The organism is Streptomyces milbemycinicus (assembly GCF_002154605.1).
GTDB classification, from domain to species: Bacteria; Actinomycetota; Actinomycetes; order Streptomycetales; family Streptomycetaceae; genus Streptomyces; species Streptomyces milbemycinicus.
This window is the reverse complement of sequence record NZ_MUNE01000862.1, coordinates 1-4579: the sequence shown is the minus strand read 5'-3', so window position 1 is coordinate 4579 and position 4579 is coordinate 1. Positions and strand designations below refer to the sequence as shown.

The following is a 4579-nucleotide window of genomic DNA, read 5'->3' as shown; positions in this document are numbered from 1 at the left end:
GCGCCGCGCCGATCGTGGCGGCGGTGGCGGACGGATATCCGCTGGTGGACCTGTCGGTGCGGGAGCCGGACATCGAGGACGTGATCGCCAAGATGCTGTATCCGGCGGGGGGCGCCCGGGGGGCGGGAGCAGCGGCGGAGGCGGAGCGGGAGCCGGATGCGGAAGGGGCGGCGGAGGGGGAGGGAGAGGCGGAGCGGGAGGGCAAGTCCGCGCGGCCGTCGGCCGACCCGGTCTGAAGGGCGTGGGCCACACGGCCTTACGCCGTTAATCTGTCCGTATGACGAGCGGTGCATCCTCGGGGGATATGACACCCGAACCTCAGACCGGGCTGGAGATGCGGGCCTCGGACGCCGAGCGCGAGCGGATCGCCGACGCACTCCGGGACGGCGTCGCCGAAGGACGCCTCACCATGGAGGAGTTCGAGGAGCGACTGGACGCGGCGTACCGGGCCCGGACCCATGCCGAACTCGAACCGCTCGTGCGGGACCTCCCGGTGCCCGGCCGTCCGGCCGCCGCCCCCATGCCCGCGGCCGAGGGCGGCTGGGCGGAGCGGATCGGCGCTACGCCGACCTCCCGGACCGGGATCGCGGTCATGGGCGGCTTTCAGCGCAAGGGCCGCTGGACCGTGGCGCGCCGCTTCACCTCTTTTGTCTTCTGGGGCGGTGGGGAGATCGATCTGCGCGAGGCCCGCTTCGAGGACCGCGATACGGTGATCCGCTGCTTCGCGATCATGGGCGGGATTCAGGTGACGGCCCCGCCGGACATGGATGTGCAGGTCGGGGGCGTCGGCATCATGGGCGCCTTCGACCACAGCGGGTCCGGTGAGGGCTCGCCGGGTTCGCCGCGGGTGACCGTCACCGGCCTGGCGCTGTTCGGCGGTGTGGCGGTGGAGCGCAAACTGCGCAAGGAGGAGCGCCAGCGCCTCAAGGAGGAGCGTAAACGGCTCCACGCCGAGCGCCACGCCGAGCGGCGCGAGCTGCGGGCCGAGCGCCATGCGGAACGCCGGGAGCGCCATGCCGAACGGCGTGAGCGGCGCGGGTCGTCGGAGCGCCCGTCCTTGGAGAAGGGCGACTGGGACTGAGCGGCGACTGGGACTGGGCGGCGACTGGGACTGGGCCGGTCGGCTAGAGGGCGGCTGCCGCGCCGCCCTTGAGGGTCTGCAGGTCCAGTGCCCGCGCCATCGCCCGGTAGCCCTCGTCGCTCGGGTGGAGGTGGTCGCCCGAGTCGTACGACGGGCGCAGCCGGATCGGGAACATCGGGTCGCGCAGCGCCTGGTCGAAGTCGACCACGTCGTCGAAGACCTTGCCCGCCCGGATCTCTGTGTTGACCTGCTGGCGCACGGCGTCCAGCTGAGGGGTGTAGCCGCGGTGGCCGTAGAAGGGCGCCAGGGTGGCCCCGATGACGCGCAGCCCGCGCGCGTGCGCCTGCTCGGTCAGCCGACGCAGCCCGGCGACGATGGCGTCCGGGTCGGTCTGGTGCGGGGTCCGCAGTATGTCGTTGACGCCCAGCTCGACGACGACGGCCTTGACGCCCGTACGGGAGAGCACGTCGCGCCGGAAGCGGGACAGGGCGCTGGGGTTGTTCGGCGGGACCTGGGTGCCGTCGCTCAGCACGCGGTTGCCGCTGATGCCCGAGTTGAGCACGCTGTAGCGGGGCGCCCCGGGCTCGGTGCGCAGCCGCTGGGCGAGGAAGTCGGTCCAGCGGTGGTTGGCCCCGGCGGTGGAGGTGATGCCGTCGGTGATGGAGTCGCCGATGACGACGACGGTGCCCTGCGCCTCCCTGCTGAACACGTCCACGGCCGTCAGATAGCGCCAGTAGGGGCTCTGCTCGGTGTAGGCCGCCCCGGCGGTGTCCTCCGTACGGTCGCCGCGCGCCAGGTAGGAGGTCTGGCGGGCGTGCGGGTGGTAGGTCACCGAGCCGGAGGCGCGCGGGGTGTAGGTGGTCACCAGCAGGTCGGCGGCGGCCGGGATGTCCAGCCGCACCGGGTCGCTGGTGACGGCCTGGCCCGGCGGGATGGTCACCCACGCGCGCTCGGCGAAGGTGAGGCGGCGCATCGTGCCCGCGGCGGCGGTGGGGTTGCTGGGGGCGGCCGCCAGGGCCAGCGAGGCGTGCGTGATCGTCAGCGGGCGGGCGCTGTAGAAGTTGGACAGCTGGATGCGCGCCAGGCTGCCGCCGACACTGGTGTGGACGACGTTCCGTATCGACATGCCTGCATAGCCCCGCAGCGTGTTCGGCTCGGCCGCGGCGGCGGACGTGGACCAGGTGCCCACCCAGGTGCCGGCCGAGGCCGGGGCGGCCGAGCTACGGGGCTTGCCGGCAGCGGTGTCGATATTGCCGTCGCTGTTGCCGACCCCGATGAATATCGCGGTCGAGACGAGGACCACCACAGCCGCCAGCGCAGCGAGCACGGCATAGGCCGTGCGTCTGGGCATAGGGGGCACGCTCATGGGCGGGTGTCTCCTCGGGCAGGCGGAACTTGGGGCTCCGGAAGTGGACGTGAACTGCGAGAGAGCAGTGGCGTCGCTGCGGTCCGGTCAGCTCACCATGATCCCATGGCGCGGGACGCGTCCGCCCGTCGGCCTGCCTCCGGCGCACAGGGTCGCTCGCCCACTCAGACGATGGGAACCGCCCGTACGTTCCACTCCATAGGCGATGGAATCTGGACTGAGACACGAAAGAGACAATGACCGAGGGGACGGCTCGACCGGGTGGAGCGAATGGACCGGATGAACCCGATGGACCCGATGGAAGCGACGCCGACGGGTGAGGCGGGGCCGCCGCCCGCGGCCGCGAGGGCCGCTTTCTCCTCGGAGACCGCGTTGGACGTGGAGAAGCGCCGCGGCGTGCGCCGGATGAAGACGATCGCGACGGCGCTGCTGCTGGCCGTAGCCGTCGTGTACGCGCTGGCGACCTGGGCGCGGTCGGCCGGTGCGGGCGGCTGGGCCGGGTACGCGGCCGCGGCAGCCGAGGCCGGAATGGTCGGCGCGCTGGCCGACTGGTTCGCGGTGACCGCGCTGTTCCGGCGGCCCATGGGGCTGCCGATCCCGCACACCGCGATCATCCCGACCAAGAAGGACCAGCTGGGGGTGAGCCTCGGCGAGTTCGTCGGCGAGAACTTCCTGTCCGGCGATGTGGTGCGGATGCGGCTGCGGTCCGTCGGCATCAGCAGCAGGCTGGGCGCCTGGCTGGCCGAGCCCGCCCACGCCGACCGGGTGACGGCCGAACTGGCGACGGCCCTGCGCGGCGCGCTCACGGTGCTGCGCGACTCCGACGTCCAGGCCGTGGTGGGCGAGGCGATCACCCGGCGCGCCGACGCGCAGGAGATCGCGCCGGGCCTCGGCAAGATGCTGGAGCGGATCGTCGCGGACGGCGGGCACCACCGGGCCGTGGACCTGGTGTGTCTGCGCGCCCACGACTGGCTCGTCGAGCACAACGAGTCGGTGATGGAGGCGGTGGCCGGCGGCGCGCCCGGCTGGACCCCGCGGTTCGTCGACCGGAAGGTCGGTGAGCGGGTCTACAAGGAGCTGCTGCGGTTCGTCAGCGAGATGCGCGATATGCCGGATCATCCGGCGCGCGGGGCCCTGGACCGTTTCCTGGCCGACTTCGCGGGCGATCTGCAGTCCGATACGGACACCCGGACGCGGGTGGAGCGCCTGAAGGGGGAGGTGCTGGGGCGGGGCGAGGTGCAGGACCTGATCGCCTCGGCGTGGGCCTCCGTACGGGCGATGATCGTCGCGGCGGCCGAGGACGAGCGCAGCGAGCTGCGGCTGCGGGCGCGGGCGGCGATCCTCTCGCTCGGCGCGCGGCTGGCCACGGAGGGGCGGCTGCGGGCGAAGGTCGACGGATGGCTGGAGGACGCGGCGGTGTACGTGGTCACCACCTACCGGGACGAGATCACCTCGCTGATCACCGAGACCGTGGCGGGCTGGGACGCGGAGCACACCTCGCGGAAGATCGAGGCCCATATCGGGCGGGACCTGCAGTTCATCCGGATCAACGGCACGGTCGTGGGTGCGCTGGCGGGGCTGGTGATCTATACGGTCTCGGGGCTGCTGGGCGCGTAGCGGTTCTGGAGAGTGCGGGCCGCAGGGCCTATGGTGCCCCGACCGGAGGGGGCCTATGGTGCCCCGACCGGAGGGGCCCGGAGGGAGGCCCCGGAGGGAGGTCGGCGTGCGACGGCAGCGGTTACCGGTGGTCGTACGGGGGCGTGTGCGGGGGCGGCGCCCGCGGCGGGCGGTCCTGGCGCGGGTCCTGTGGACCGGCGCGGAGATCACCGTCACTCTCGGGCTCGTCATGCTGCTCTTCGTCGTCCATCAGCTGTGGTGGACCAACCGGCAGGCGCGGGAGGGCGCCAAACGGGAAGTGGCGGCGCTGGAGCGGGAGTGGCGTGACGGGGCGGGGGCCGGGGACGGCTCGGCCGAGGATTCGTCGGGGGGTGACTCCGGGGCCGCCGACCCGGACTCGGACCGCGCCGCGGCCGGTACCTCCCCGGCGGCGGCCGGGAGCCGGGCCCCGCGCCGCGACCAGACGTACGCCGTGCTGCGCATCTCCCGCATCGGGCTGACCGCCCCGGTGGCCG

Annotated in this window: 4 protein-coding genes and 1 pseudogene; 4 read left to right on the top strand and 1 reads right to left on the bottom strand. The window is 73.1% G+C overall.

Annotation, left to right across the window (positions count from 1 at the left end; genetic code table 11):
• Both CCN51_RS58695 and CCN51_RS47780 read left to right on the top strand, forming a co-directional pair.
• A pseudogene (locus CCN51_RS58695) lies at nucleotides 1–236 on the top strand (methionine ABC transporter ATP-binding protein); the annotation flags it as partial.
• A 68-nt stretch (nucleotides 237–304) separates the two neighbouring features.
• Nucleotides 305–1081, top strand: coding sequence for a DUF1707 SHOCT-like domain-containing protein (locus CCN51_RS47780; protein ID WP_014179271.1), 777 nt, complete (start codon nucleotides 305–307; stop codon nucleotides 1079–1081).
• A gap of 43 nt (nucleotides 1082–1124) precedes the next feature.
• Here CCN51_RS47780 and CCN51_RS47775 read toward each other — a convergent pair whose 3' ends face one another.
• Nucleotides 1125–2447, bottom strand: coding sequence for an SGNH/GDSL hydrolase family protein (locus tag CCN51_RS47775; protein WP_193383745.1), 1323 nt, complete (start codon nucleotides 2445–2447; stop codon nucleotides 1125–1127).
• Nucleotides 2448–2717: 270 nt separating this feature from the next.
• Between CCN51_RS47775 and CCN51_RS47770 the strand changes: the two genes are divergently transcribed.
• Together CCN51_RS47770 and CCN51_RS47765 are read left to right on the top strand one after the other, a co-directional pair.
• The gene (locus CCN51_RS47770; protein WP_014179273.1) at nucleotides 2718–4064 is read left to right on the top strand and encodes a DUF445 domain-containing protein; all 1347 of its coding nucleotides are present in this window, start codon (nucleotides 2718–2720) and stop codon (nucleotides 4062–4064) included.
• 106 nt (nucleotides 4065–4170) lie between these two features.
• Nucleotides 4171–4579: class E sortase (locus CCN51_RS47765; RefSeq protein ID WP_483883474.1), on the top strand; the 409-nt coding region annotated here is incomplete at its 3' end.